3 protein-coding genes and 1 pseudogene are annotated in these 3,744 nt (G+C 56.0%); all 4 read right to left on the bottom strand.

Features of this window, described 5'->3' with window-relative positions; all coding sequences use genetic code 11:
• A partial coding sequence (locus tag DBR18_RS28550; protein ID WP_218277865.1) for a hypothetical protein occupies nucleotides 1-506 on the bottom strand: 506 nt, incomplete at its 3' end.
• Between the two features lie 311 nt (nucleotides 507-817).
• On the bottom strand, nucleotides 818-1,906 hold the full coding sequence (locus tag DBR18_RS19275) for an endonuclease NucS domain-containing protein (protein WP_108591488.1): 1,089 nt from the start codon (nucleotides 1,904-1,906) through the stop codon (nucleotides 818-820).
• Between the two features lie 35 nt (nucleotides 1,907-1,941).
• A complete protein-coding gene (locus DBR18_RS19270) occupies nucleotides 1,942-3,519 on the bottom strand; it encodes a restriction endonuclease subunit S (RefSeq protein ID WP_108591487.1) in 1,578 nt (525 codons plus the stop codon).
• Nucleotides 3,516-3,744, bottom strand: a pseudogene (locus DBR18_RS29475) (SAM-dependent DNA methyltransferase); the annotation flags it as partial. The pseudogene DBR18_RS29475 and the gene DBR18_RS19270, both read right to left, overlap by 4 nt.

Genomic DNA, 3,744 nt, shown 5'->3' with positions numbered 1-3,744 from the left:
AGCAGAACTATCACGGCACAAGCGGCAGCGACTACGACGATAGGGAAGAAGTAGCCTGGGGCCATGGTGTAATCAAAGAGGGCCCCCAGCAGGTTGAGCGATAGCAGTAGGTAGCCCCCGCCTACGATGAGGCCAAAGCGTAAGGCGAGCCTCTTTTCCAACTCTCTGTCAACGCTGCATACAGACATGCTCAACGTGAAGACCAAAGACGGCACCGATACGATGAGCAGCAACGACGCGAGTATCAGCAGGCTGAAGAATAACCAGGCGACGAGGTTCGAAGGGTTCCCTAACGAAGTCAGGATCAACTCGGGGTGATGGATTACCCAGAGGTACTTGGTGAGGAGTGAGATTGAGATAAGTGTTGAAACTAACGGAAGCCACCATTTGATATCGGCGAGGAGTTTGAATAATGCTTGCCGGGGGCTGCTGGAGGCGGAGGGGTCGAGCGGTGAAGCGGAGGATGGGTTTTGAGGGATGGTTGTGGGGGGAGATACGGCTGTCATGAGCGTGTGTTTCTTCCTAGTTTTCGTGGTTCTGAACACAAGGTAAAGTTTCGGGAATCTTTATATCTGATTATTCAAATCATCTAGGGTGGGCCCGAATTGAGTAGAGTGCCTAGTCTGTTTCCTGTCAACGAGTCAGAAGCACGGCACGCCCAAGAATAGAGCCTGCCGTATCCACCAATTTCTTAGCCAGGATGATTTCCGCGACCGTGCGCCTGACTTGCTATCCGTTTGGCTGAACAGATTACAGGTGGTGATTGAGATCGCTAGGTGCCAGAGCCGATATCCTTTCCGCAAAATGAGTCGAATGATCATAGCGCCTTGTTGAGCAAACGCACCTTCAACCGCTCTATCGTCCACCGCCACTTGGGTGTGGTTGGCCGGCAGACGGTGTTTTGGTTGCCGAACAGACCGACTTCCTTGATGGCCTGTTCAACCGGCACGGTCTGCAGCCATTCCACAGGCACGAAGTACTCGGACAGCGCTGGGTCGTCGCTGTATTCGGCGTGGTAAGTACCACGTTTGGCGGCTTGCAGTACCGGCGTGTCGACGCCGTTGTATGGCACGGTGAAGTCTGCCGCCGCTGTGGCCCGCCCGGTTACGCGGCCGACGCCGACGTAGCCCTGCTGCGGAATGTTGACCCACACCCGGTCGCCGGGGGCGAGCATCTTCAGGCTGTTGCTGTACCAAGTGCCGCCACCGCCACAGATAAAACCAAAGGCTTGCGCATCCAGCCAGGAACGCGTGGAACTGTGGCCAAACGAGCAATAGAACTCACCATTCCACGGCTCGCTCGGACCATCGCTGCGGGTGTTGCTGGCATTGGCCTGGGTTTCTACGGGGTCGAGCAGCCAGGAACGGCTGATCAGCTGTTGCTCGCCTTGCCGGAACACCTGAAAACACAGCACGTTGATGGCGATATCCCGCTCGCTGAGGTACGCCACGATACGCTCGGTGCTGGCGTCTAGCCCGGACGCGACGATGATGATCTGGTGACTTTGGTTGAGCGCCTCTTCATCCAGCGGCAGGCCGAAGTAGGCCTGAAAGTCCGCCGCCAAATCGGCGTTCTGGCGATAGCGTTTGTAGATGGCGGCAATATCCTCGGCGGCCAGTTTCTCCACCCACGAGGCATAGTCCAGCGCCTGCGCCACCACATCACGCGGGGTGCGATCGCGCTTGAGTTCGATCAGCACGAGGGAGGCATCCGGGGCGATGGCCAATAGATCAATCCGCCCGCCCAGCCCTGTACTTTCCTGGCGGCCAATCAGCATCCACTCCTCCGACAATAACCGTGGCGCGCTGACGATCATGTCTTCCAGCAACTGCTCGCTGGGCAGAATGCATTCTTGCAACTGGCTGGGTTGGCCACCTACAGTCCAGATTTGCGTTTTGATGGGCACGGGATTGTCCTTAACGTGACGCAGCCTGCAAGCCGCTAAACCACCGCCTGCTCGACCAGCATGCTGGCCAGTTGTTCGTTGAGTTGGCGGGCCTGGGTTAGGTGTGTTCTTAGTTGGTCGCAGAGGGCCATTAGCTGATCGACTTTAACGACGATGCGGCGCTGTTCTGGAATTGGCGGCAACGCTACAGGAATGCTGCGTATCTTACCGACGCTCAAGTTGAAAAGGCCGCTTGTCGTGATTGCCAGACGCTTCATGTGAGCGATGCCAATTGGCGAATTAAGGTAAAGGGCCAGAAAGTTCACTTGCTCGCAAACTTTAGGGCGAACACGTATCAGATGATTTTGGTAGACGCAATCTGCGACTTCGCCCTGCCAAATAGCACATCTCCCGATTTCGTTCTCGCTACCGTTTCCCTCAACGATCAAGAGATCTCCGGCATTCAATCGCCACTTTTCTAGCTCATTCAGCGACAACTCATAACGCTCAAGCTCTTTGGCATCAATCCGACCGCGCTGAACATTCGCAACACGTAGGTATGGGAAATGCTGCAAGATCGGTCGTCTGAGAGGGGTTTTCTGGATACCCCCTTGTACAGTGCAGAAATCCTCAATTTTAATTGCGCTCCAACCAGCAGGCAGGCGCTCTTGACTGCAGCCATTCACATCTTGCGGCACCAGCTTGCCCATCACGGCGAGCTGCAGCAGGGTTTTTTTTAGGGTGTCGATGCTGGATTCGGTAGTGAACAGGGTGTGGAAGTGTTCAGCTAGGCGTTGCCAGTTGGCGGCTAAGTCGGTGGCGTCGCTGGCTTGGGTCAGGCTGTTGAGCAGCGCGTGTACCAGTTGGGCGTGGGCGCTTTCTGCGTCGGTCTGCTGGGCTTCCAGTCGGTCGCACAGGGCCATCAGCTCATCGACTTTGGCGACGATGCGGTCTTGTTCGGCGAGCGGGGGCACTGGCACTGCCAGCTTTTCCATTTTCTCTTTGGTCATGTGAACCATAGATACGCCATGGCCAGCAGCCTTGATCTCTTGCGTTTGCTCCAGCAAATAGTTGTATAGATAATGCTTGCTGAGCTGACCTGTGGCGTAAAAATCAAGCTTCCAGATGTGGTAGTGGTAGATTGAGCGCTCACCATGCCAAATGAATGGTCCGAAGGATGCAGACCAAGCAAACAGTAAGTCTCCCGGATTGCAGTACTTATCCTCTTCAAGGGTGAGGGTCGAGTAATACCAATGATTGGATGTAAATAGGTTCCCAACTCGCAGGACGGGCGTACCTGCGTCTAGCAGCTCTTCCTTCTTGTAGGCCCTACCGTTAAGTACATTCACGACATCAGCAAGTCGAGCCCACACCCAGCTCGCTGGCAGCTCAAATGTTGGATCTTCGGCATCTCTTTCAGACAGCGCCTTCTGCTTCTTGATCTTGCCCTCAGCCACCAGCCGCGCCTTTTCCTCGGCAATGCGCTTGAGCAACTCACTGGCCGGCTCATCACTTGGATCTTGCGGCACCAACTTGCCGCGCACCGCCAGTTCCAGAATCAGTTCACGCAGCTTTTTGATACCGTTCGGCGCACCAGCCAGCAGTGGCAGGTTATCGGTAAGCAGCGTCGTCATACCTCGCGCTCCAGGGCTTCAGCCAGCACGGCCTTAAGCTGGTCGCGCAGGTCGCTGATCTCGCCTTGCAGCGTGGCGTAGTTGCGCAGCAGTTCGTCCGGGTCGTGGCTGATTTGTTCGCCGATATGCGGGTTTTTGCAGTCCAGGCTCCAGTTGCGCCCTTGCAGCTCTTCGACGCTGACCTGCCAGGCAAACTCGTTCTCCACCCGTGCGGCAAAGCCATCG

The organism is Pseudomonas sp. HMWF021 (assembly GCF_003061005.1).
In the GTDB taxonomy this organism is placed as follows: domain Bacteria; phylum Pseudomonadota; class Gammaproteobacteria; order Pseudomonadales; family Pseudomonadaceae; genus Aquipseudomonas.
Note: the sequence above shows the minus strand (reverse complement) of the source record. Positions and strands in the feature narration are given on the sequence as shown.

Bases quoted from the DNA above. Each gene is read 5' to 3' on its own strand.
- DBR18_RS19270 (WP_108591487.1), bottom strand. From the start codon at position 3,519: ATGACGACGCTGCTTACCGATAACCTGCCACTGCTGGCTGGTGCGCCG.